20 protein-coding genes are annotated in these 21,925 nt (G+C 73.0%); 10 read left to right on the top strand and 10 right to left on the bottom strand.

Annotated elements, in window-relative coordinates:
• Positions 1-34: 34 nt before the first annotated feature.
• From folK to KVT45_RS46375, 5 genes are all read right to left on the bottom strand, one after another.
• The gene (folK, locus tag KVT45_RS46395; RefSeq protein ID WP_217556025.1) at positions 35-646 is read right to left on the bottom strand and encodes a 2-amino-4-hydroxy-6-hydroxymethyldihydropteridine diphosphokinase; all 612 of its coding nucleotides are present in this window, start codon (positions 644-646) and stop codon (positions 35-37) included.
• Entirely contained in the window at positions 643-1,002 is a 360-nt protein-coding gene (gene folB, locus KVT45_RS46390; RefSeq protein ID WP_217556024.1) for a dihydroneopterin aldolase, read from the bottom strand. Before folB ends, folK begins: the two co-directional genes overlap by 4 nt.
• 259 nt (positions 1,003-1,261) lie before the next feature.
• Positions 1,262-1,765, bottom strand: a complete 504-nt coding sequence (locus KVT45_RS46385) for a nuclear transport factor 2 family protein (protein ID WP_217556023.1) — start codon at positions 1,763-1,765, stop codon at positions 1,262-1,264.
• Positions 1,762-2,688: a dihydropteroate synthase gene (gene folP, locus KVT45_RS46380; protein WP_254648348.1), complete on the bottom strand. Its 927-nt coding sequence runs from the start codon at positions 2,686-2,688 to the stop codon at positions 1,762-1,764. Before folP ends, KVT45_RS46385 begins: the two co-directional genes overlap by 4 nt.
• A 100-nt stretch (positions 2,689-2,788) precedes the next feature.
• Positions 2,789-4,600 (bottom strand): phosphatidylglycerol lysyltransferase domain-containing protein, encoded by a 1,812-nt coding sequence (locus KVT45_RS46375; protein ID WP_217556022.1) that lies wholly within the window; start codon positions 4,598-4,600, stop codon positions 2,789-2,791.
• A 224-nt stretch (positions 4,601-4,824) separates the two neighbouring features.
• On the opposite strand from KVT45_RS46375, the gene KVT45_RS46370 reads away from it, so the two are divergent.
• Together KVT45_RS46370 and KVT45_RS46365 are read left to right on the top strand one after the other, a co-directional pair.
• A complete protein-coding gene (locus tag KVT45_RS46370) occupies positions 4,825-5,949 on the top strand; it encodes an esterase family protein (protein WP_217556021.1) in 1,125 nt (374 codons plus the stop codon).
• Positions 5,950-6,046: 97 nt separating this feature from the next.
• Entirely contained in the window at positions 6,047-7,240 is a 1,194-nt protein-coding gene (locus KVT45_RS46365; protein WP_217556020.1) for a hypothetical protein, read from the top strand.
• 201 nt (positions 7,241-7,441) lie between these two features.
• On the opposite strand, the gene KVT45_RS46360 is transcribed toward KVT45_RS46365, so the two are convergent.
• The gene (locus tag KVT45_RS46360) at positions 7,442-8,770 is read right to left on the bottom strand and encodes a PH domain-containing protein (protein ID WP_217556019.1); all 1,329 of its coding nucleotides are present in this window, start codon (positions 8,768-8,770) and stop codon (positions 7,442-7,444) included.
• Entirely contained in the window at positions 8,767-9,270 is a 504-nt protein-coding gene (locus KVT45_RS46355) for a PH domain-containing protein (RefSeq protein ID WP_217556018.1), read from the bottom strand. The genes KVT45_RS46360 and KVT45_RS46355 overlap by 4 nt, the downstream gene beginning before the upstream one ends.
• Before the next feature lie 31 nt (positions 9,271-9,301).
• Here KVT45_RS46355 and KVT45_RS46350 point away from each other — a divergent pair, with 31 nt between their 5' ends.
• Complete coding sequence (locus KVT45_RS46350) at positions 9,302-10,453, top strand: NADH-quinone oxidoreductase subunit D (RefSeq protein WP_217556017.1); 1,152 nt, start codon at positions 9,302-9,304, stop codon at positions 10,451-10,453.
• Between the two features lie 51 nt (positions 10,454-10,504).
• On the opposite strand, the gene KVT45_RS46345 is transcribed toward KVT45_RS46350, so the two are convergent.
• Positions 10,505-11,527, bottom strand: a complete 1,023-nt coding sequence (locus KVT45_RS46345; RefSeq protein WP_217556016.1) for an SAM-dependent methyltransferase — start codon at positions 11,525-11,527, stop codon at positions 10,505-10,507.
• A 118-nt stretch (positions 11,528-11,645) separates the two neighbouring features.
• Between KVT45_RS46345 and KVT45_RS46340 the strand changes: the two genes are divergently transcribed.
• Both KVT45_RS46340 and KVT45_RS46335 read left to right on the top strand, forming a co-directional pair.
• Positions 11,646-12,851 (top strand): sensor histidine kinase, encoded by a 1,206-nt coding sequence (locus KVT45_RS46340; RefSeq protein ID WP_217556015.1) that lies wholly within the window; start codon positions 11,646-11,648, stop codon positions 12,849-12,851.
• A 131-nt stretch (positions 12,852-12,982) separates the two neighbouring features.
• Complete coding sequence (locus tag KVT45_RS46335) at positions 12,983-13,657, top strand: response regulator transcription factor (protein ID WP_217556014.1); 675 nt, start codon at positions 12,983-12,985, stop codon at positions 13,655-13,657.
• Positions 13,658-13,784: 127 nt separating this feature from the next.
• Here the strand turns inward: KVT45_RS46335 and KVT45_RS46330 are convergent, their stop codons facing one another.
• Positions 13,785-14,885, bottom strand: a complete 1,101-nt coding sequence (locus KVT45_RS46330; RefSeq protein ID WP_217556013.1) for a DUF5937 family protein — start codon at positions 14,883-14,885, stop codon at positions 13,785-13,787.
• Positions 14,886-14,980: 95 nt separating this feature from the next.
• Entirely contained in the window at positions 14,981-16,171 is a 1,191-nt protein-coding gene (locus KVT45_RS46325; protein ID WP_217556012.1) for a low specificity L-threonine aldolase, read from the bottom strand.
• Positions 16,172-16,344: 173 nt separating this feature from the next.
• On the opposite strand from KVT45_RS46325, the gene KVT45_RS46320 reads away from it, so the two are divergent.
• The 5 genes from KVT45_RS46320 to KVT45_RS46300 are packed head-to-tail and all read left to right on the top strand — an operon-like array spanning position 16,345 to position 21,823.
• Complete coding sequence (locus KVT45_RS46320) at positions 16,345-17,277, top strand: Rossmann-like and DUF2520 domain-containing protein (protein ID WP_217556011.1); 933 nt, start codon at positions 16,345-16,347, stop codon at positions 17,275-17,277.
• The gene (panC, locus tag KVT45_RS46315) at positions 17,274-18,296 is read left to right on the top strand and encodes a pantoate--beta-alanine ligase (RefSeq protein WP_217556010.1); all 1,023 of its coding nucleotides are present in this window, start codon (positions 17,274-17,276) and stop codon (positions 18,294-18,296) included. Before KVT45_RS46320 ends, panC begins: the two co-directional genes overlap by 4 nt.
• Complete coding sequence (locus KVT45_RS46310; RefSeq protein WP_217556009.1) at positions 18,293-20,038, top strand: L-aspartate oxidase; 1,746 nt, start codon at positions 18,293-18,295, stop codon at positions 20,036-20,038. The genes panC and KVT45_RS46310 overlap by 4 nt, the downstream gene beginning before the upstream one ends.
• A gap of 5 nt (positions 20,039-20,043) precedes the next feature.
• Positions 20,044-21,021 (top strand): carboxylating nicotinate-nucleotide diphosphorylase, encoded by a 978-nt coding sequence (nadC, locus tag KVT45_RS46305; protein WP_217556008.1) that lies wholly within the window; start codon positions 20,044-20,046, stop codon positions 21,019-21,021.
• A gap of 4 nt (positions 21,022-21,025) precedes the next feature.
• A complete protein-coding gene (locus KVT45_RS46300) occupies positions 21,026-21,823 on the top strand; it encodes a type III pantothenate kinase (protein WP_089099902.1) in 798 nt (265 codons plus the stop codon).
• Positions 21,824-21,925 lie beyond the last annotated feature (102 nt).

The following is a 21,925-nucleotide window of genomic DNA, read 5'->3' as shown; positions in this document are numbered from 1 at the left end:
CCCCGCAGCGATGTGGTCGTCTCGACCTTAACGACTACTCGGGCAGTCGGAGTTCCAGGTCCCCGCGCGCTTCCACACCGTGCCGGGTGACGGCGGCCAGCAGCTCCGCGACCGTGCCGCGGCCGGGCACCCGGGCCTCGGGGTCGACGTCGAACCAGGGCGCGAGCACGAAGGCGCGCTCGTGGGCGCGCGGGTGCGGGAGGGTGAGCTGCGGGTCGTCGGAGACGACGTCGGCGTACGCGACGATGTCGACGTCGAGGGTGCGCGGCCCCCAGCGCTCGTCGCGCACCCGGTTGAAGGCCTCCTCGACCGCGTGCGCCCGCTCCAGCAGGGAGGACGGCGGGAGGGTGGTCTTCAGCACCACGACCGCGTTGTAGTACGTCGGTTGGCTGCCGGGCTCGACGCCCCACGGCTCCGTCTCGTACACCGGCGACACGGCCTTGATGCGGACACCCGGGGTGTCCTCCAGCGCGTCGATGGCGCCCTGGAGGGTCTCCAGGCGGTTGCCGAGGTTGGAGCCGAGGGCGACCACGGCTCGTTTGGGGTTGGACAGGGTGGTGTCGGCGGCGTCGACCTGCTCCACGACGGAGGCGGGCACCGGCTGTACGGTCGGGTCGCTGGGACCCCGCAGGGAGGATGCGGTCATACTCGGCTCCGGGTGATGGTGACGGTGACGTCGTCGAAGGGGACGGTGATGGGCGCGTCCGGCTTGTGGACCTGGACCTCGACCTCTCTTACCCCCTCGTGCTTGAGGCAGACCTGGGCGATCCGCTCGGCGAGCGTCTCGATCAGGTTCACCGGCTCCCCCTCGACCACGGCGACGACCTCCTCGGCCACGACGCCGTAGTGCACGGTCTTCGCCAGGTCGTCGTCGGCCGCCGCCGGCCGGGTGTCCAGGCCAAGGACGAGGTCCACGATGAAGGTCTGGCCCTCCTCGCGCTCCTTGGGGAAGACACCGTGGTGCCCGCGGGCCCTCAGGCCGCGCAGCGCGACACGATCCACGCGAATCACTCCTGCAATCGTCGGTGTGGCGGCCGGGCGGCATCGCGTGCGGGCGACGGACCGGCCACACATGAATCTACCTGCGGGCACTGACAGAGCCGGGGTGCCGGGCCTGGGTGGCCGCCGGGGTACGGCAGGGTTCATCGCGTGTTTCCCCTGGAGAACCCGGCGGCTCATGGGCCGGTGGCCTTACCTACTCGCGAGTTCGTGATTCCAGCCACTTCTTGGTCCGCGAGGGGCCCGGAAGGGTGTGCCGTGCTCAGGAGGGCGTGTCGTCGTCCTCGTCCTCGTCGGCCTCGGACAGCACCGGGGAGGCGTGGTGGGACCAGAGCTTCCACCCGTCCCGGGTGCGCCGGAACACGTTCGTGGCGACGACCAGCTGCCCGACCAGCGGGCCGAGCTCCTGGCTGCCCTCGGGGGCGGGACCGCCGCTGAGGATGTTCTCCGTGCAGGTCACCAGGGCGGTGTCGCCGGTGACGGAGACGTGCACGTCGGTGAGGAAGAACTGGATGTAGTCGGTGTTCGCCATGATCAGCGCGTACGACCGCAGGACCTCGCCGCGACCGGTCAGCACCGGCCAGCCGGGGTGCACGCAGGAGATCACGCCGCTGTCGGCCGGGTCGTGGTACTCCTCGTCGACGCCCAGGTCGGCGGGCGTGAGCCAGAGGGAGGAGACCGTCTCGAAGTCGCCGTTCTCCAGTGCCTCGTAGAAGGCGGTGTTGGCCGCCTCGACCTGCTCGACGTCGGTGTGGGGGGCGCTCACCGGGCTCCTTCTGCGCGGTGGGGAAGGATCTGTGTGGCCTGCGTGGCCTGCGCGTCCGCTCCGGTGCGCGCCTCTTCTATGGCGCGCGCGACCCGTACCGCGTCCGCCGTGGCGCGCACCTCGTGCACGCGCACCGCCCATGCGCCGGCGTGCGCCGCGAGCGCCGAGACGGCGGCCGTCGCCGCGTCGCGCTCCCGGGCCGGCGGGGGCGCCCCCTCGGGTCCGGCCAGGACCCGGCCGAGGAACCGCTTGCGGGAGGCGGCGACGAGCAGCGGGTGGCCCAGGGCGTGCAGCCGGTCGAGGTGCGCGAGCAGGGCCAGGTCGTGCTCGGAGTTCTTGGAGAAGCCGAGGCCGGGGTCGACGACGACGCGGTCGGGGGAGATGCCGCCGGCCAGGACGGCGTCCACGCGCGCGTGCAGTTCGTCGAGGACTTCGCCGACCACGTCGTCGTACACGCCCTTGACGTTGCCGCCCTCGAGGAAGCCGCGCCAGTGCATGACGACGAAGGGGGCGCCGGAGTCGGCGACGACGGGGATCATGTCGGGGTCGGCGAGGCCGCCGCTGACGTCGTTGACGAGGGCGGCGCCGGCGGCGAGGGCCTGGGCGGCGACGGAGGCGCGCACGGTGTCGACGGAGACGACGACGCCTTCGGCGGCGAGGCCGCGGACGACCGGGATGACCCGGCGCAGTTCCTCGTCCTCGTCGACGCGGGTGGCGCCCGGGCGGGTGGACTCGCCGCCGACGTCGACGAGGTCGGCGCCCTCGGCGACGAGGACGAGGCCGTGCTTGACGGCGGCCGTCGTGTCGAACCAGCGGCCGCCGTCGGAGAAGGAGTCGGGGGTGACGTTCACGACCCCCATGACCGCGCACCGGTCCCATGCCGGAAGCCCTGTCACCTGGCCACGTCCGCTGTGGTTGCTCATACGTTCAGCGTAGGCCCAGGGCCCCGCGGCCAGCCCCCGTGGCCCGAGCGGCGCCCCCGGGCCGGAGGGGGAGGGGCGGCCGCTCGGGCCGGTCAGGGGGTCAGGCCGCTCGTACACCCTGTTCGGCGATGCTGTGGGCGCACGGGCGGGGGGCGGGCGGCTGGCGGCGCAGGAAGCGCGGCAGCGGCAGGGCGAGGCTGACGAAGCCCTCGGCCTGCATGGCGGCGAGGCCGATGCGCGGGAGGTCGCCGGAGGCCCGGTAGACCACGAAGCGCGGCTCCCAGCGGGGCTGGAACTTCGCGTTGAACTTGTACAGGGACTCGATCTGGAACCAGCGCGAGAGGAACACCAGCAGTCCGCGCCAGGCGCGCAGCACCGGTCCCGCGCCGATCTTCTCGCCGCGCGCGAGCGCCGAGCGGAACATCGCGAAGTTGAGCGAGATCCGGGTGATGCCGAGCTTCGGGGCAGCCTGGAGGGCGGCCACGATGAGCAGTTCGTTCATCCCGGGGTCGGCGGAGCGGTCGCGGCGCATCAGGTCGAGCGAGACGCCGTCGGTGCCCCAGGGCACGAAGTGCAGGATCGCCTTGAGGTCGCCGTACTGGCCGGGCTGTTCGTCGGTCTTGTGGGCGGTGGCGATCAGGCAGTCGCCGTCGGCGGGGTCGCCGATGCGGCCGAGGGCCATCGAGAAGCCGCGTTCGGTGTCGGTGCCGCGCCAGTCCTCGGCCGCCCGGCGGATGCGGTCCAGCTCGGCCTCGCCGACGTCACGGATGCGCCGTACCCGGGTTTCGTAGCCGGCCCGCTCGATGCGCTTGACCATCTGGCGCACGTTGCGCATCGCGCGTCCGGCGAGCGAGAAATCCGCCACGTCCACCACCGCCTCGTCGCCGAGTTCGAGCGCGTCCAGGCCGGTCTCGCGGGTCCACACCTCGCCGCCCGTCTCCGAGCAGCCCATGACGGCGGGGGTCCAGGAGTGGGCCTTGGCCTCGTCCATGAAGCGTTCGATGGCGCCGGGCCAGGCCTCTACGTCGCCGATCGGGTCGCCGCTGGCGAGCATCACGCCGGAGACGACGCGGTAGGTGACCGCCGCCTTGCCGCTGGGCGAGAAGACGACCGCCTTGTCGCGGCGGAGCGCGAAGTGGCCGAGGGAGTCGCGGGCGCCGTGCTTCTCGAGGAGCGCACGCAGTTGGGTCTCGTCCTCCTCGGTGAGGTGTGCGGCGGGGTGTTCGGGGCGGAAGGCCAGGTAGATGGTGGTGACCGCGGTGATCAGGCCGAGCGCGCCGAGCGAGAAGGCGACCGTCCAGGAGGTGGAGCCCTCGTAGTCGACCGGCCCCTCGAAGCCGAACAGCCCGTACAGGACGTGTGTGATGCGGTCGGCCAGGCTCGGGTCGCCGATCGTGCGCTTCGGGTGGGCGCTGACGATGACGAGGCCGAGGGCGAGGGAACCGGCGCTCATGAGGACGAAGTTGGCGAGCGCGCGCCACCGGCTGCGCGGGTCGGGCAGCGCCTTGAACTCGTCGCGGTGCATCACGAGCGGCACGAACAGGGCCAGTGAGATCAGCGCGCCGATGACCGAGTGCCGGTACACGAACTGCGACACCGCGCCGGCCGGCAGCAGCGCGACCGCGGCCCGCCACGCCCGGCGCTTGCGCCGTTTGAGCCCGTGTGCGAGCAGCAGCAACAGCACGCCGGCGCTGAGCGAGAGCGCGGCGGCGAACGGGCCGAGCGAGCCGGGCAGTACCTCGGCCATGGCGTGCATACGGCTGTGACGGAAGCGCGGGAACACACCCGCGGCGATGTCCAGGACGCCTACGACCGCGCACGCCCTGCCGACCAGAGCGGGGACGGCCTCAGGGCGCGGGCCACGGACTATGCGCCGCGCCCGGCCTGATCGGCTCGGAACCTCGCCCGACATTTCCCCATCTATCCTGACAGACATCGCATCCCGTAGTTCTGCGAGAGACCTTGAATCCGGGCCCGATTCGGGCATCCGGCGACATTGCGCCCTCTAGGACGGTGTCTCGGGGGGAGAGGTTCACTCCCCACCGGAAAGCCGGTTCAAAGGCCAGGGAAAGCCCGGGGCAAGGATCGCTGAAAGCAGCGGTGGCCACGGGGGAAAGCGCAGGCAGGAAGCACCTCATGGGTCTCACGAGCGATAAAACGCTGGCATTGGCGATCTTGTTCGCCGTACTGCTGTTCGTCGGCACGGTGTGGTCGTGGCCCCGGCTGGCCCGGCGGAGCTGGCGGGCCGTCAGCGGCCGCGTCGGTCTTTTGCTGGCGACCCAGTTGGCGCTCTTCGCGTGCCTGGGGATAGCCGTCAACCAGGCTTTCGGTTTCTACGCGAGCTGGGCCGACCTGCTCGGCACGGAAACCGACCAGGGCGTCGTGGTCGACCACACGGCGGGCGGTCCGCCCGGCAGCCCGGTCCAGGTGGTGTCCACGTCCGAGGTGCACGGCATGGGCGGCTCGCTGCCCCGGACGGCCGGCCAGATCCAGCAGGTCGACATCGCCGGCCGTACGACGCACATCGCCACGCCCGCGTACGTGTACCTGCCGCCGGAGTACTTCCAGCCGCAGTACCGCACGCGTACGTTCCCGGTGGTGGTCGTCCTCAGCGGCTATCCCGGCACCGCGCGGGCGCTGGTCGACAAGCTGCACTACCCGCGCACGGCACAGCACCTGGTCCGGGCCGGGCGGATGCGGCCGGCGATCCTGGTGATGCTGCGGCCCACCGTCGCGCCGCCCCGGGACACCGAGTGCGTGGACATCCCGCACGGTCCGCAGACCGAGACCTTCTTCGCCCGGGACCTGCCCGACGCCGTACGCGCGCACTACCGGGCCGCCAAGCCGGGCGGCTGGGGGATCGTCGGCGACTCGACGGGCGGGTACTGCGCGCTGAAGCTCGCGATGCACCACCCCGACGTGTACGCGGCCGGTGCCGGACTCTCCCCGTCGTACAAGGCGCCCATAGACGCCACGACCGGAGACCTCTTCCAGGGCGACCGGAATCTCCGCAACCGCGCGGACCTCTGGTGGTACCTGCGGCACGAGCCCGCCCCGGACACCTCCCTGCTGGTCACGAGCAGCAAGGTCGGAGAAACCAACTACAAGGCCACGCTGAAATTCATCGCGTCCGTGGAGGCCACGAAACTGACCCGGATCTCGTCGATCATCCTCGACAGCGGCGGCCACAACTTCAATACCTGGCGCCGCGAGATCCCCGCGACGCTGGAGTGGATCAGCGGCCGATTGAACGACAGCTGAGTCCGGGCCCTGCCGATACCGTCAGAAGACTTCGTTGTCGCTGTGTTTTTACGGCCCGGGGCACCACGATTCGCCTACGCGCGGTAAGTTTCTGGCCATGCCACGTGGACGCCACCGTCATTCCCCGCCTTTGCACAGGCTGTTGCCTCCTTCGGCGATCGCCGGTGTCTCCCTCGTCTGCGCCTTGGGCCCCTGGTTGTTCTCGCAACCGACGGTGCTGCGCACCCTGGCCGCGATAGCCGCGGCCACCGCGGCCGTCGGTGCCGCCGTCATGCGGCGCTGGGACACCGACGCGGGCAAGCAGGTGGCCGACCTGTCACGCGCGCGTGCGAGCGACGAGTGGCGCCACGAGGAGCGGATCGCCGAGCTGGAGACCGACCTGGAGGAGTCGCGGGAGCTGCGCGCCAAGCTGGAGCAGCGGCTGCGCGCGAAGCGGACGGAGCTGGCGGGACTGCGCAACGAGCACGCGTCCCTGCTGCGCCGCTACGCCACGGCCGAGACCGAGCGCGCGAGCGCCCTGGAGGGCCGCCGGCTGCTGGAGATCGAGGCCACCGCGCCGTCGAACGAGCTCCCCGCCGCCCGGAGCGCGGAAGAGGCCGAGAAGTCCGCGGCGGCAGTCGACGAGAAGGCCGAGGAGCTGACGGTCGAGGAGACGACTCCCGCGGTCTTCTCGCCGGAGGGTTCCAAGCTGTTCCTGCGGGCCAAGGTGGCATTGGCCCGGTTTGACGAGAAGGACGCCCCGGCGGCCGAGGCCGACGCGGGCACCGAGGGCACGACGGAGACGGCCGCCGAGCCCGACGCCCCGAAGGGCGAGACCGCGCCGGAGGACGAGGCGCAGGGGCAGCACGAGGCGGCCGACGGGCACGCGCACGCGGCCGCCGCCACCACGGCCGGGCCGGAGGACACCACCCCGGAGCCGGCCGAGCAGGACGCCCCCCACCCCACGACGGCACCGTCCGTCAACTCCGTGAAGCCCTCGGGGCACTTCACGGTGCCGACCGCGGTGGCGGTCCTGCCGGCCGCGCCGATCCCGCGCCCGCTGGTCACCGGCGGCTTCGACTTCTTCGGCACCCAGAAGGGCTCGCCCGCGGGCGGGCTGGACGCCATGCACAACGAGGACCTCGCGGACGTCGTCGGCCAGGAGGCGCTCGCGCTCCACAAGGCCGAGTCCGAGGCCGAGTTCAAGCCCGCCGACGCGCAGGCGCGGGGCGTCGGCCAGGTCATCGACCTGACCGCGCACGACGAGACGGAGCAGATCAACCTCGGCGGCCTGCGCAGCGCCGCCTCCTGAACACGCGGCGATCCTGAGCCGGGGACGGTCGGTCGGTGGTCGGGTGCGGCACCATCGTGGCTGGTCGCGCCCACGCGGCGGCAGCCGCATATCAAATACGGCCCCGCCCCCCTGAAGAGGCGCTCACCGCGCCGACCTGCTTTTAGGGGCGCGGGGAACTGCGCGACCAGCCCCCACGCACCCGCACCCGGCCACCGGCCGTCACGCCATCCAGCGGTCCGGCCGCGCGGTCCGGCGCCCCGTCCGTGACCGCTCGGCCTGCTCCCGCAGCAGCGACGCGGCCTCCTCGGCGCCCCGCAGCCGGGCCGTCACGGTCTTGTCGGCCCCCGTGTCCACATGGACGTCCGCGAGCCGCCACAGCCGCCCCCAGGGCCCCTGGGTCAGCCGTACGCTCTGGACCTTGGCGTGCGGGACGAGCGCGAGGCGCCGGCGCAGCAGCCCGTGCCGCGCCGCGAACACCGCGTCCGTGACCGCGAGCCCGTACCCGCGCCACCACAGCGGCAGGCACCACCGGGCCCGCCCCGGCGGCCGCAGCAGGTCACCGGGGACGGTCACGCCGGGCAGCACGCGCGCGACGACCGACTCGGCGACCGCGCGCGGGGCGACCGGCACCAGCACGGAGTTCGCCGACCCGGCCACGTCCAGCTCCACCCGCACCCAGCGCAGCGGCCGCCACAGCAGCGGCTCCACGATCCGCACGGTCTGCACCCGCCCCGGCGGCACCGTCTCGTGCGTGCGGTCGAGCAGCCCGTGGTCGATGCGCAGCCCGTCCGGGGACTCCCCGACCGTCCAGTCGTACTCCCCGACGAACCGCCCCACACTGGTCGTGGCCGCCGCGCCGAGCAGCGGCACGGCGGTGGCGAGGACCGTCCACACGCTGTGGGTGGTCAGCCAGAGGAACGGCGGGGCGACGAGGGCGGCGGCCAGCGAGCCCCAGGTGGCGCCCGTCAGCAGGATCGAGATCGCGAGCTTGCTCGGGGGCACGCGCATCAGCTCGTGCGCCGGCGCCTCGCCGACCTCGTGCGCCGTCTCCGGCGCGAACCCGGCGGCGCGCGCGAGCAGCTCCGCGCGGAGCCGACGCGCCTCGCCCTGGCCGAGGAAGGCCAGTTCGTCCTTCTTGTCGGTGCCGACGACGTCTATGCGCAGCTTCGCGACGCCCGCCACGCGCGCGAGGAGCGGCTGGGTGATGTCGACGGCCTGGATCCGCTCCAGCCGGATGTGCGCGGTGCGCCGGAACACCAGGCCGGTGCGTATCCGAAGTTCGCTGTCGGTCACCGAGAAGTAGGTGAACCACCAGGTCAGGAAGCCGTAGAGGGCCCCCGCCGTGACCAGGACGGCGAGTCCCCCCAGGACCATGGTCGTGGTCAGCTTCGTCAGCTGCTCCTGCGCCTGGTTCGGGTCGTGCACCGCCCAGCCGGTGAGCACCGCGACCGGCGCCCACGCCCGCCGGAACGGCGTCACCGGGTGCAGCCGCCGCTCACCCACGGCCTTGCCCGCGCGTATGGCGCCCTCGACGCCCGGCGCGGTCACAGCCCCGCCGATCGGGCCTCGCCGAGCTCGGTGAGCCGGTCGCGCAGCCGTTCCGCCTCGGCCGGGTCGAGCCCGGGGATCGTCGCGTCGGTGGCCGCGGCCGCGGTGTGCAGCTGCACACTGGCGAGACCGAAGTGCCGCTCGACCGGCCCGGAGGTCACCTCCACCAGCTGCATCCGCCCGTACGGCACCACGGTCTCCTCGCGCCACAGCACCCCGCGCGTGATCAGCAGGTCGTCGGCGCGCTCGGCGTACCGCCAGGAGCGCCAGTTGCGGCCCAGCAGCACCCAGCCCCAGGCCAGCACGGCCAGCGGCAGCAGCGCGAAGGCCGCCCACACCGGGCCCGCGAGCAGGCCCAGCAGCAGTCCCACGGCCAGGGCGAGCAGCCCCAGCCACACCACCAGCAGCAGCCGGCGCATCCGCAACAGCCCCGGCGGCAGCCCCGTCCACTTTGGCTCGGTCCCCGTCGTCTCGGCGCCGGCCGCGCTCCCCGTCTCCATAGGGCCAGCGTACGTAGGGGAGACTGGGTCCATGACTCCTACGACGGAGACCACGGTCGGGATCGGCGGCGCCGCGGAGAGCACCGACATGGTGCTCAACATCGGCCCCCAGCACCCCTCCACGCACGGCGTGCTGCGGCTGAAGCTCGTGCTGGACGGCGAGCGGATCATCTCCGCGGAGCCGGTGATCGGCTATATGCACCGCGGCGCGGAGAAGCTCTTCGAAGCGCGCGACTACCGGCAGATCATCATGCTCGCCAACCGCCACGACTGGCTGTCGGCCTTCTCGAACGAGCTGGGCGTGGTCCTCGCCGTCGAGCGCATGCTGGGCATGGAGGTGCCTGTCCGCGCGGTGTGGACGCGCACCCTGCTCGCCGAGCTGAACCGGGTCCTCAACCACCTGATGTTCCTCGGCTCCTACCCGCTGGAGCTGGGCGGGATCACCCCGGTCTTCTACGCGTTCCGCGAGCGCGAGGTGCTGCAGAACGTCATGGAGGAGGTCTCCGGCGGACGCATGCACTACATGTTCAACCGCGTCGGCGGCCTCAAGGAGGACCTGCCGGCCGGCTGGACCGCACGCGCGCGTGGAGCCGTGTCCGCCGTGCGCTCCCGCATGGGCGTCTTCGACGACCTGGTCCTCGGCAACGAGATCTTCCGCGGCCGCACCCGCGGCGTGGGCGCCCTCGCGCCGGAGGCCGTGCACGCGTACGGCGTGAGCGGGCCCATCGCGCGCGCCTCGGGGGTCGACTTCGACCTGCGCCGCGACGAGCCCTACCTGGCCTACGGCGAGCTCCAGGACACCCTCAGGGTGGTCACCCGGACCGAGGGCGACTGCCTGGCCCGCTTCGAGTGCCTCCTGGAGCAGACGCACATCGCCCTGGACCTGGCCGACGCCTGCCTGGACCGGCTCGCCGACCTGCCGCCGGGACCGATCAACCAGCGGCTCCCCAAGGTCCTCAAGGCGCCCGAGGGCCACACCTACGCCTGGACCGAGAACCCCCTCGGCATCAACGGCTACTACCTCGTCAGCAAGGGCGAGAAGACCCCGTACCGGCTGAAGCTGCGCTCGGCGTCCTACAACAACATCCAGGTCCTGACCGAACTGCTGCCGGGGACGCTGGTGGCGGACATGGTCGCGATCCTCGGGTCGATGTTCTTCGTGGTGGGAGACATCGACAAGTAGCGACAAGTAGCGACAAGTAGGCGGCAAGCAGGCGACAAGCAGGACCGAGGGCTAGAGCAGCGGGTTCTCGATGCCCACCGGCTGGAGCAGCCAGCCGAAGTCGCCGAGGCCGCCGGGGGCGGTGAGTTCGGCGGCCTCTCCGGCGATCGACAGGGCGCGCACATAGGCGGTGGGGTGCGTGGAGGCGAGCGTGAGCGGGGGGCGTGCGCCGATCAGGCCCAGGGCGCGCAGGGCGTCGCGTTGCGTGCAGAGGAGCGCCTCGGGCAGCCTCAGCGCCGGGTCGAGCGCCGCGCAGGCGTCCAGTGCGACGTGCGCCGTGATGTCGCACGACCCGTCCGGCACGGGCGTCGTCCCGCGCCCCTCCCGGAAGCCGGTGAGCGTCCCGAACGGGGGGCGCGTGGCCACGGTGTGCGCATAGTCCACGGCCACCGCGAGCCCTCTCTGGAGGCTCGTGACGGCGGTCGCCCACGCCTGGTCCCGGGGCAGCCCGATCTCCGCGCGCAGCCCCGGCTCGGTACCCAGCGGCCACCACCGCGCGAGCCAATCCGCCTCCGCGCCCGACACCGCCCGCCCCGGCAGTTCGGCGCCGTTGCGCCGGACCAGCACCAGCCGGGGCACCCCGGCCGCGTCCACCTCGGCGACCTCGACCGGCACGTTGTCCAGCCACTCGTTGGCGAAGACCAGGCCGCTGACCGTGCGCGGCAGCTCGGTCAGCCAGGTGATCCGGTCGGGAAGGCCCGGCGGGCGGTCGGCGAGATCGACGGCGTACGCACGCACGCGTGCCGCCACGTCGGCGGGCAGGGCCGCGAGCACGCCGGTGACCAGCTCGCCCCGGCCGGCGCCCATGTCGACGAAGTCCAGCGACCCGGGGCGGCCCAGGGCCTCGTCGACCCGGCACAGCAGCTCGGCCACGGCCTCGGCGAACAGCCGTGAGGCGTGCACCGACGTACGGAAGTGCCCGGCCGGGCCCTCCGGGCGGCGGTAGAAGCCGCCAGGGCCGTACAGGGCCGCCTCGGTGGCCGCCCGCCAGCCACGGGCGTCCTCTGCCGTCTCTCGCGTCGCCTCATCCGTCACCGGGCCAGACTAGGCGCACAGGTGATCACCTTCTCCACCTTGCGGAGTACGCGTGCGGAACAGGGATCGGCCCTCCGGTTGACCCCTGCACCTATCACGCTTCCCTACTCTGGGTTACGTGCAGCGCCTCTATGACTTCCTCCGCAGGCACCCGACGTGGGTCGACAGCTTCTGGGCCGTCGCCTTGCTCGGGATCTCCGGCGCGAGCATCTGGAAGCTCGGCGGGAACGAGGGGCACCACGGACCCAGGGCCGCCATGCTGGCCGTGTCCGTCGTGATGAGCGTCGTCGTCGCACTGCGCCGCCGTTTCCCGGAGCCGATGCTGCTGCTGGCCGCGGCCACCGGCCTGGCCCAGCTGGTGCTGGACGTGGAGACGACCATCGCCAACTTCGCCATGCTGGTGATCGTGTGCACGAACGCCGCCGTCGGCGCGCGCTGGGCGTCCCGGTTCGGTCTCTACGCCGGGCTGTGCGCGGCGCCCCTGGCGCAGATCAGGTGGCCGCAGCAGGAGGCGAGTTTCCCGGGGCACATCGCGATCGTGCTGTTCCAGACGGTGCCGTTCGTGCTCGCCTGGGTGCTCGGCGACTCCATGCGCACCCGCCGCGCCTACTTCGCGCAGCTGGAGGAGCGTGCCGCCCGGCTGGAGAAGGAGCGCGAGGCGCAGGCCAAGGTCGCGGTCGCCGCCGAGCGCGCCCGGATCGCGCGCGAGCTGCACGACGTGGTCGCGCACAACGTGTCCGTGATGGTGGTCCAGGCCGACGGCGCCGCCTACGTCCTCGACGCCGCCCCCGACCAGGCGAAGAAGGCACTGGAGACGATCTCCTCCACCGGCCGCCAGGCCCTCGCCGAGATGCGCCGCCTGCTGGGCGTGCTGCGTACCGGCGAGCACAAGGAGGTCGGCGAGTACGTCCCGCAGCCCGACGTCGAGCAGATCGACGACCTCGTGGAGCAGTGCCGCAGCTCCGGCCTGCCCGTCGACTTCAAGGTCGAGGGCACCCCGCGCCCGCTGCCCAGCGGCGTCGAGCTCACGGCGTACCGGATCGTGCAGGAGGCGCTGACCAACACCCGCAAGCACGGCGGCCCCAACACGGGCGCCAGCGTGCGGCTGGTCTACTTCGACGACGGACTCGGCCTGCTGGTCGAGGACGACGGCAAGGGCGCCCCGCACGAGATGTACGAGGACGGCGGCGCCGACGGCCAGGGCCACGGCCTGATCGGCATGCGCGAACGGGTCGGCATGGTGGGCGGCACCCTCGACGCGGGCCCCCGCCCTGGCGGAGGATTCCGCATCAGTGCCCTGCTGCCGCTCAAACCGGCGCACTGACACAGACGCGCGCCCGCGGTTGACACCTGTCACGCCCCCCGGAAAGACCACAGAAGACCCGGAAACGCCGGAGACTCCATAAACCTGGAATATCCGGAAAAAACGGACGAACGGAAACGGAAGAGGACCCGATGACGATCCGCGTGATGCTCGTCGACGACCAGGTGCTGCTGCGCACCGGGTTCCGGATGGTGCTCGCGGCCCAGCCGGACATGGAGGTCGTCGCGGAGGCGGGCGACGGCGTGGAGGCCATCCAGGTACTGAAGACCACCGCCGTGGACGTCGTCCTGATGGACGTGCGCATGCCCAAGCTGGACGGTGTGGAGGCCACCCGCCGCATCTGCGCGGACCCCGACGCGCCCAAGGTGCTCATCCTGACCACCTTCGACCTCGACGAGTACGCCTTCTCGGGGCTGAAGGCGGGCGCCTCCGGCTTCATGCTCAAGGACGTGCCCCCGGGCGAGCTGCTGGCCGCCATCCGCTCCGTGCACAGCGGCGACGCCGTCGTCGCGCCCTCCACCACCCGCCGCCTTCTCGACCGCTTCGCGCCGATGCTGCCCTCCGCCGGCAAGGAGCCCAGGCAACAGGAACTGGACCGGCTCACCGACCGCGAGCGCGAGGTGATGGTGCTGGTCGCGCAGGGCCTGTCGAACGGCGAGATCGCGAGCCGCCTGGTGCTGTCCGAGGCGACCGTGAAGACCCACGTGGGCCGCATCCTGACCAAGCTCGGGCTCCGCGACCGCGTGCAGGTGGTCGTGCTGGCCTACGAGACGGGGCTGGTGCGGGCCGGCGGCGGACTCGGCTGACGCCGGCCTGGCAGCGCCCCGAAGGAGCGCGGGGCTGTGTCGTATGCGGCTCCGCAGCATGGGCGCGACCAGCCACGACGGCGCCGCAGACGACCGACGGCCCAGCGCGCCCCTTCCAGCGGAGCGCTCAGCGGAGTATCCCCTCCAGGAAGTCGCTGCCGAGCCGGGCGACGACCGTGACGTCCAGCTGGTGCAGTACGTAACGCCCGCGGCGGCGCGTCGTGACCAGGCCCGCCTTCTTGAGCACGCCCAGATGCCGGGAGACCTCCGGCGCCGACAGGCCGTGCACCTGCGCCAGCTCGCTGGTGGTGTAGGCGCTGCGCGCCAGATGCCGGCACAGCCGCATCCGGACGGGGTGGGACAGCGCCGCCATCCGCAGCGTCAGCTCCTCCACGGACGCGGGCGAGGCGAGCTCCGGCGAGCCGACCGGGTAGTGCAGCACCGGCTGCCAGCCGTAGCGGTGCAGCACCATCAGATGCGGCCAGCCCAGGCTGGTGGGCACCAGCAGCAGGCCGTCGGCCGCCACGCGCGCGTGGCCGTCGGCGAGCTTGTCCACGGTGATCCGCGCGCCCGTGCCGTCGAGCGTCACGACGGGGGAGACCGCCGCCAGCGCCTCGGCCAGCCCCTTGCGACGCAGCAGCTCCGTCTTGTGCCGGGCGTCGGCCGCCAGCTGGTGGCGCAGCCGTGACCAGGCCTCGTCGAAGAACGCCTCGGCGCAGTCCGTCAGGAACCGGCGCAGCCAGGCACGCACGCTCGGCGGATCGTCGAGCAGCCGCTGGGCGAACCGGACCTGCTGCGGACCGCGCGAGGCGGCCACCTCCAGCGCCCGCCGCCGCGCGGCGGGGTCCGACAGCAGAGCCGGTGCCTCGATGCCGTACGACAGCGCGCACGTGAACTCCAGCGCCGCGTCCACGAACTGCTCGTCCGACAGCTTGTCCAGCTGGTCCAGCTCCTCGGCGAGCGTGCCGCCCGGGACGGCGCCCGGCACGGCCGCGTACGGCAGGAACAGGTCCGAGAACGTCGTCCGCCACAGGAAGTCCGCCTCGCACATCCGGTCGGCCAGATGCGGCTCCATGCGGGCGGTCACGCCGGTCGCCCAGCCCTGGAGGCCGGGGTGGTGCCCCGGCTCGGACAACGCGTGCAGCGCCATGCCGAGCTCGGCCAGTGGCGAGGGCACGACGGCGACGCTCTCGGGGCGCAGCCCCGGGATGTCGATACGTACGCTCATGTGCCCATCGTGCACCCCGCCACCGACAACGCTCCCGCGACGCCGGCGGGCCGGGTGCGGGTTGTGGGTGGTTGCTCGCGCGGTTCCCCGCGCCCTTATCGGGGCGCTGCAGGCAGCCGTGTCGCAAAGTCCGCGACCGCCGCCCTCACGTCCTCCGCCGTCCACTCCAGGCCCGCCGCCGTCACCGTCAGCTCCGTCATCGACAGTCCCGGGCCCTTCGTGTCCCACAGGCTTGTGAAGAGGTAGGTTCCGGTCTCCTCGGCCTGGCCCACCGCCGCCTCCACCAGTGTGTCGGCGTCGTACGGCAGCCAGACCTGGAACTGGTGGGTGTGCGGCTCCCCGGGGTGGACGCGGGTCCACGCGAGCCCTGCCTCGGCGAAGCCCTCGCGCAGGGCCGCGGCCACCACGCGCGCGTGCCGTACGTAGTCCGGGAGGCGGGGGAGTTCGCGCTCCAGGCCGATCAAGGCCGCGAGCGCCGTCGGGAACTGCTGGAAGATCATGCCGCCGTAGCGGTGGCGCCAGGTCTTCGCCTCCTCGACCAGGGACTTCGGGCCGGCCAGCGCGGCGCCGCCGAAGCCGTCGAGGGACTTGTAGAACGACACGTAGACGCTGTCCGCCAGGTCCGCGATCTCGGACAGGGAGCGTCCGAGGTGGACGGTGGACTCCCACAGGCGCGCACCGTCGAAGTGCACCACCGCGTCGCGTTCCCGCGCCGCCTCCACCAGCTCCGTGAGCTCCTCCCAGGTGGGCAGGACGAAACCGGCGTCCCTGAGGGGCAGCTCCAGCATCAGCGCCCCGAAGGGCTCCGGGAAGTCGCGTATCTCCTGGGCGGTGGGGAGCCGGGGCTCGTCGGTGACGCGCACCGTGCGCAGGCCGGCCACCTCGCGGAAGGCGTCGCGTTCGTGCACCTCGGGGTGGGCGAGTGCGTGCAGGGCGACCGTGGGGTTGCCGGTGCGGGCCGCCCAGCAGCGCAGGGCGACCTGCTGGGCCATCGTGCCGGTCGGGAAGAACGCGGCGGCCTCCGTGCCCAGCAGGGCCGCGACGCGCCGCTCCAGGGCCTCGACGACGCCGTTGCCGTAGATGTCCGACGGTTCGTCCAGGTCGTACACCTCGGGGGCCGCCTCCTGGAGCCGCGCGAGCCGTTCGCGGAGCGGGGCCCGCAGGCCCATGCGCGCGAGGACGCGGGTGGCCCGCCGGTAGGCAGCGGCGCGCCGCTCTCGCATCTGCTCTTCCGCCGACAGGGGTTCCTTCGGGTGGTCTTCCTGGGCCGTCGCCGTATCACTCATGCCGTGGATGATGCCGTGGCGCGCGGACCGGGCGCCGCGCATTTTCCGGGCCGCGAGTGTGACCGGTCACCCACAGCCTGTGGACAACCGATCGGCCCCGGACCGGATAGCGTTAACATGACGAGAAATCGTCCGGTACCCAGAGCGGACTGGAACGGGAAGGCCACCCTCGCGTGAGTACAGTCCAACAGCCAGACATCGGTGACCGCCCCGCGCGGCTCACCGTCGGTGTCGTCGGCGCCGGCCGGGTGGGCCCCGCGCTGGCCGCGTCGCTGCAGCTCGCCGGGCACCGCCCGGTGGCCGTCTCCGGGGTCTCCGACGCCTCCCGGCGGCGCGCCGAGGCGATGCTGCCAGGCGTTCCGCTGGTCCCCCCCGCCGAGGTCCTCCGGCGTGCCGACCTGGTCCTGCTGACCGTCCCCGACGACGCCCTGCCCGGCCTGGTCACCGGCCTCGCCGAGACCGGTGCCGTACGGCCCGGCCAGCTGCTCGTGCACACCTCCGGCCGGTACGGCGCGAAGGTCCTGGACCCGGCCCTGCGCGCGGGCGGGCTGCCGCTGGCCCTGCACCCGGCGATGACCTTCACGGGGACGCCGGTGGACGTGCAGCGGCTGGCGGGCTGCTCGTTCGGGGTGACCGCGCCGGAGGAGCTGCGGCTGGCCGCCGAGGCCCTGGTCATCGAGATGGGCGGCGAGCCGGAGTGGATCTCCGAGGAGAACCGCCCGCTCTATCACGCGGCCCTCGCCCTCGGCGCCAACCACCTGGTCACCCTGGTCGCCCAGTCCATGGAGCTGCTGCGCACCGCCGGCGTCGAGGCCCCCGACCGGATGCTCGGCCCACTGCTCGGCGCCGCCCTGGACAACGCCCTGCGCTCCGGCGACGCGGCGCTGACCGGGCCGGTCGCGCGCGGGGACGCGGGCACCGTCGCCGCGCACGTCACGGAGCTGCGCAGGCACGCCCCGCAGGCCGTCGACGGCTACCTGGCGATGGCCCGCGCGACGGCCGACCGGGCGCTCGCGCACGGCCTGCTGAAGCCGGAGCTCGCCCAGGACCTGCTCGGCGTCCTCGCCACCGGGACGCACACGCCGCAGAACGGGGAAGACCGATGAGCCGCCGCCCCTTCGAACTCGCCCCCACCGTCGACGACCTCAGGTACGTGCAGGACCACTTCGCGGTCTCGGGCCGCACCGCCGTCGTCATGACCATGGGCGCCCTGCACGAGGGACACGCCACGCTGATCAGGGCGGCCCGCGAGCACGTCGGCCGCAAGGGCTTCGTGATCGTCACCGTCTTCGTGAACCCCCTGCAGTTCGGGCAGGGCGAGGACCTCGACCGCTACCCGCGCACCCTGGACGCCGACCTGAAGATCGCGGAACAGGCGGGCGCTGACGCCGTGTTCGCCCCTTCGGCCGACGAGGTCTACCCGGGCGGGCAGCCCCAGGTGCGGGTCACCGCGGGGCCGATGGGCACGCTCCTGGAGGGCGCCTCCCGCCCCGGGCACTTCGACGGCGTCCTCACCGTCGTCGCCAAGCTGCTGCACCTCACCCGCCCCGACGTGGCCCTGTTCGGGCAGAAGGACGCCCAGCAGCTGGCCGTGATCCGGCGCATGGTGCGCGACCTGAACTTCGGCGTCGAGATCGTCGGCGTACCGACCGTGCGGGAGTCCGACGGGCTCGCGCTGTCCAGCCGCAACCGCTACCTGTCGCCCGACGAGCGGCGCACGGCGCTCACACTGTCCCGCGCGCTGTTCGCCGGCCGCGACCGGCACGCGGCACAGGAGGCGCTGCGTGCGCGGGCGCGCGAGGTGCCGTCGACGCGGGCGCGCGCCGAGGCGCTCAGCGCCATAGGCGAATCCCGCGCGGCCGCCGACGCGCACGCCGTCGCCAAGGCGGTGCCGAACGCCGCCGCGGCGGTCCGCGCGGCCGCCCGCCAGGTCCTGGACGAGGCGGTCCACTACGACCCGCCGCTCGAACTGGACTACCTCGCCCTGGTCGACCCGTCCGACTTCACCGAGATCGACGACGACTTCACCGGAGAGGCCGTCCTCGCCGTCGCCGCCCGGGTCGGGACGACCCGGCTGATCGACAACCTTCCTCTCACCTTCGGAAACCTCGGAGCCGCCTCGTGACCAGCACAGGCACCAGTACAGGCACCAGCACCGGCATACGACTGCACGCGCCCGCCCCCGGGTGGAGCATCTCGGCGGACGTGGTCGTCGTCGGGTCCGGGGTGGCCGGCCTCACCGCGGCCCTGCGCTGCCAGGCCGCCGGGCTGACCACGGTCGTCGTCACCAAGGCCCGCCTGGACGACGGCTCCACGCGCTGGGCGCAGGGCGGCATCGCCGCGGCCCTCGGCGAGGGCGACACCCCGGAACAGCACCTCGCGGACACCCTGGTGGCCGGCGCCGGCCTCTGCGACGAGGACGCCGTACGGATCCTCGTCACCGAGGGCCCCGGCGCGGTACGGCGGCTCATCGACACCGGCGCGATCTTCGACGAGTCCTCCGAAGGCGGCCTCCACCTCACCCGCGAGGGCGGCCACCACCGGCGCCGGATCGCGCACGCGGGCGGCGACGCCACCGGCGCCGAGGTCTCCCGGGCCCTCGTGGAAGCGGTACGCGCGCGTGGGCTGCGCGCCATCGAGAACGCGCTCGTCCTGGACCTGCTGACCGACGCCGAGGGCCGTACGGCCGGGGTCACCCTGCACGTCATGGGCGAGGGCCAGCACGACGGCGTGGGCGCCGTGCACGCCCCCGCGGTCGTCCTCGCGACCGGCGGCATGGGCCAGGTGTTCTCCGCGACCACCAACCCGTCGGTGTCGACCGGCGACGGCGTGGCGCTGGCACTGCGCGCCGGCGCCGAGATCAGCGACCTCGAATTCGTGCAGTTCCACCCGACCGTGCTCTTCCTCGGCCCGGACGCCGAGGGCCAGCAGCCGCTGGTCTCCGAGGCGGTGCGCGGCGAGGGCGCCCACCTGGTCGACGCCGACGGCGTGCGCTTCATGGTGGGGCAGCACGAACTGGCCGAGCTGGCGCCCCGGGACATCGTCGCCAAGGGCATCATGCGGCGCATGCAGGAGCAGGACGCCGAACACATGTACCTCGACGCCCGGCACTTCGGCGCCGACATGTGGGAGCACCGCTTCCCGACCATCCTGGCCGCCTGCCGCGCCAACGGCATCGACCCGGTCACCGAGCCCATCCCGATAGCCCCGGCCGCCCACTACGCCTCCGGGGGCGTGCGCACCGACGCGCGGGGGCGTACGACCGTCCCCGGGCTCTACGCGTGCGGCGAGGTCGCGTGCACCGGCGTGCACGGCGCGAACCGGCTCGCCTCCAACTCCCTCCTCGAAGGCCTCGTCTACGCCGAGCGCATCGCCGCCGACATCACGGCGGCCCGCCTGGAGAACGGCCTGCACGCGCGCGTGCCCGCACCGGTCCCGCACCCCGAGAAGCCCGCGCACCCGCTGCTCGCCCCCGAGGCCCGGTTCGCCATCCAGCGGATCATGACCGAGGGCGCCGGCGTGCTGCGTTCCGAGGAGTCCCTCGCCAGGGCCGCCGGACAGCTCCAGCGGCTGCACACGGACGCCCGCGACGCCCTGGACGAGAACGGCAAGACCGCCGAACCCGGCGTCGACACCTGGGAGGCCACCAACCTCCTGTGCGTCGCGCGCGTGCTCGTCGAGGCGGCCCGCCGCCGCGAGGAGACCCGCGGCTGCCACTGGCGCGAGGACCACGCCGACCGCGACGACGCCCGGTGGGGGCGCCACATCGTCGTACGGCTGAATCCTGACCGGACGCTGGCCGTGGGCACCACCGACACCGCAGACTTCCCCCCTACCCGGCCCCACCAGCCACACCAGGAGCAGTGACAGACGTGAGCACCAACGACCTTCCCCTCGCCGACGGCGGCGGCTGCGGCGACGGCTGTGCCTGCGGCGCCGAGGGCGACGAGGAGTACCTGGAGTGCGGGCTCGACCCCGCGCTCGCCGAGCTGCTGGCCGCCGCCGGACTCGACCCCATCGAGGTCGAGGACATCGCCAACGTGGCCATCCAGGAGGACCTGGACAACGGCGTGGACGTGACGACCGTCGCGACGATCCCCGAGGAGGCCGTGGCCACCGGCGACTTCGTCGCGCGCGAGGCCGGTGTGGTCGCGGGCCTCCGGGTCGCCGAGGCCGTGGTCTCCGTGGTCTGCACCGACGAGTTCGAGGTCGAACGGCACGTCGAGGACGGCGACCGGGTCGAGGCCGGGCAGCGGCTCCTGTCGATCACCACCCGCACCCGCGACCTGCTCACCGCCGAGCGCGGTGCCCTCAACATCCTGAACCGCCTCTCCGGCATCGCGACCGCCACGCGCGCGTGGGCGGACGAGCTGGAGGGCACGGCCACGCGCGTGCGGGACACCCGCAAGACCACCCCGGGGCTGCGCTCCCTGGAGAAGTTCGCGGTGCGCAGCGGCGGCGGCGTCAACCACCGCATGTCGCTCTCCGACGCGGCCCTGGTCAAGGACAACCACGTGGTCGCCGCCGGCGGCGTCGCCCAGGCCTTCAAGGCCGTCCGCGAGGCCTTCCCGGAGCTGGCGATCGAGGTCGAGGTCGACACCCTGCACCAGCTGCGCGAGGTCGTCGACGCGGGCGCCGACCTGATCCTGCTGGACAACTTCACGCCGATGGAGTGCGAGGAGGCCGTCGCGATCGTCGGCGGCCGCGCGCTCCTGGAGGCGTCCGGGCGGCTCACGCTGGACAACGCGCGGGCGTACGCCGACACGGGCGTGGACTTCCTGGCCGTCGGCGCCCTCACCCACTCCTCGCCGATCCTGGACATCGGCCTGGATCTGCGCGAGGCGGAGTGACCCCATGCTCCTCACCATCGACGTCGGCAACACCCACACCGTCCTCGGGCTCTTCGACGGCGAGGACATCGTCGAGCACTGGCGCATCTCCACGGACGCGCGCCGTACCGCAGACGAGCTGGCGGTGCTCCTCCAGGGCCTGATGGGCATGCACCCGCTGCTCGGCGACGAGCTCGGCGACGGCATCGACGGGATCGCGATCTGCGCGACCGTGCCGTCCGTGCTGCACGAGCTGCGCGAGGTCACGCGGCGGTACTACGGCGATGTGCCGGCGGTGCTGGTGGAGCCCGGGGTGAAGACCGGGGTGCCGATCCTCACCGACAACCCCAAGGAGGTCGGCGCCGACCGGATCATCAACGCGGTCGCCGCCGTCGAGCTGTTCGGGGGGCCGGCGATCGTCGTCGACTTCGGCACGGCCACGACCTTCGACGCGGTGTCCGCGCGCGGGGAGTACGTCGGGGGTGTGATCGCGCCCGGTATCGAGATCTCCGTGGAGGCGCTGGGCGTCAAGGGCGCGCAGCTGCGGAAGATCGAGGTGGCGCGGCCGCGGAGCGTGATCGGGAAGAACACGGTGGAGGCCATGCAGGCGGGCATCGTGTACGGGTTCGCCGGGCAGGTCGACGGGGTGGTCGGGCGGATGGCGCGGGAGCTGGCGGACGATCCGGACGATGTGACGGTGATCGCGACGGGTGGGCTGGCGCCGATGGTGCTCGGGGAGTCGTCGGTGATCGACGAGCACGAGCCGTGGCTGACGCTGGTGGGGCTGCGGCTGGTGTACGAGCGGAACGTGTCGCGGATGTGAGCGGCCGGTGGGGGCGGGCGTGGGTGTCTCGCCCCCGCCGCCCCTGCCCGTCCCGTCCTCCAGGGGGTGGGCCCCCTTCGACCGCCCGTTCCGGGGGCTGCC

It is taken from the genome of Streptomyces sp. GbtcB6, assembly GCF_019091475.1.
Classification (GTDB): Bacteria; Actinomycetota; Actinomycetes; order Streptomycetales; family Streptomycetaceae; genus Streptomyces; species Streptomyces hyaluromycini.
This window is presented reverse-complemented; position numbering and strand designations above follow the sequence as displayed.

Bases quoted from the DNA above. Each gene is read 5' to 3' on its own strand.
- KVT45_RS46370 (WP_217556021.1), top strand. From the start codon at position 4,825: ATGGGTCTCACGAGCGATAAAACGCTGGCATTGGCGATCTTGTTCGCC.
- KVT45_RS46365 (WP_217556020.1), top strand. From the start codon at position 6,047: ATGCCACGTGGACGCCACCGTCATTCCCCGCCTTTGCACAGGCTGTTG.
- KVT45_RS46350 (WP_217556017.1), top strand. From the start codon at position 9,302: ATGACTCCTACGACGGAGACCACGGTCGGGATCGGCGGCGCCGCGGAG.
- folK (WP_217556025.1), bottom strand. From the start codon at position 646: ATGACCGCATCCTCCCTGCGGGGTCCCAGCGACCCGACCGTACAGCCG.
- KVT45_RS46330 (WP_217556013.1), bottom strand. From the start codon at position 14,885: ATGAGCGTACGTATCGACATCCCGGGGCTGCGCCCCGAGAGCGTCGCC.
- KVT45_RS46335 (WP_217556014.1), top strand. From the start codon at position 12,983: ATGACGATCCGCGTGATGCTCGTCGACGACCAGGTGCTGCTGCGCACC.
- KVT45_RS46325 (WP_217556012.1), bottom strand. From the start codon at position 16,171: ATGAGTGATACGGCGACGGCCCAGGAAGACCACCCGAAGGAACCCCTG.
- KVT45_RS46300 (WP_089099902.1), top strand. From the start codon at position 21,026: ATGCTCCTCACCATCGACGTCGGCAACACCCACACCGTCCTCGGGCTC.
- panC (WP_217556010.1), top strand. From the start codon at position 17,274: ATGAGCCGCCGCCCCTTCGAACTCGCCCCCACCGTCGACGACCTCAGG.
- folP (WP_254648348.1), bottom strand. From the start codon at position 2,688: ATGAGCAACCACAGCGGACGTGGCCAGGTGACAGGGCTTCCGGCATGG.
- KVT45_RS46355 (WP_217556018.1), bottom strand. From the start codon at position 9,270: ATGGAGACGGGGAGCGCGGCCGGCGCCGAGACGACGGGGACCGAGCCA.
- KVT45_RS46375 (WP_217556022.1), bottom strand. From the start codon at position 4,600: ATGTCGGGCGAGGTTCCGAGCCGATCAGGCCGGGCGCGGCGCATAGTC.